At 63.5% G+C, this 773-nt stretch carries 1 protein-coding gene; it reads right to left on the bottom strand.

The features are described from left to right. Positions 1–773 (bottom strand): type IV secretory system conjugative DNA transfer family protein (locus ACETPF_RS20965; protein ID WP_373936560.1); only part of this gene is annotated, 773 nt, incomplete at both ends.

Raw genomic sequence — 773 nt, 5'->3', positions numbered from 1 at the left:
GTTTCCTGCCGGCTGACCATGACGTGCGCGAGCCATGGTGCGAGCCGGTGCCCGGCATAGTTGCGCATCGCGCGCTGCTCGGTCGCTGTTCCAAGCGCATCGGAAATGCGCTTCGCGGTCCGCTCGTCATTGGTCGCAAACGCAATACGGACATGGCAATTGTCGAGAATGGCGTTGTGGTCGCCATAGGCCTTCTCGATCTGGTTGAGGCTCTGCGCGATCAGGAAGGCGCGCACGCCATAGCCGGCGAGAAAGGCAAGGCTGGTCTCGAAGAAGTCCAGGCGACCGAGCGCCGGAAACTCGTCGAGCATCATCAGCAGTTTGTGCCTGGCGGCCGCGTTCGTCCCATTCTCGGCGTGCAGATGCTCAGTCAGCCGGCGGCCGATCTGATTGAGCACAAGGCGAATAAGCGGCTTGGTGCGGCTGATGTCAGAGGGCGGCACGACAAGGTAGAGCGAGACCGGCGACCTGCCCTCGACGAGGTCGGCGATGCGCCAGTCGCAGCGCGACGTAACCATCGCCACTGTCGGGTCGCGGTAGACACCAAGGAACGACATGGCTGTCGACAACACGCCGGACCGCTCATTATCGGACTTGTTGAGGACCTCTCGCGCCGCCGACGCCACGACCGGGTGGACGACCGGCGCTTCGACCGTGCCGAGATGATTTGTGGTCATCATCCGGCGCAGCGTGGCGGTGAACGGACGCTGCGGGTCGGACAGGAAGGACGCCACCCGCGCGAGCGTCTTTTCTTCCTCGGCATAGAGAATGTG

Source organism: Sphingobium agrisoli (genome assembly GCF_041877245.1).
Lineage (GTDB): Bacteria > Pseudomonadota > Alphaproteobacteria > Sphingomonadales > Sphingomonadaceae > Sphingobium.
The sequence above is the reverse complement of the archived record's forward strand: the minus strand, read 5'-3'. Positions and strand labels throughout refer to the sequence as shown.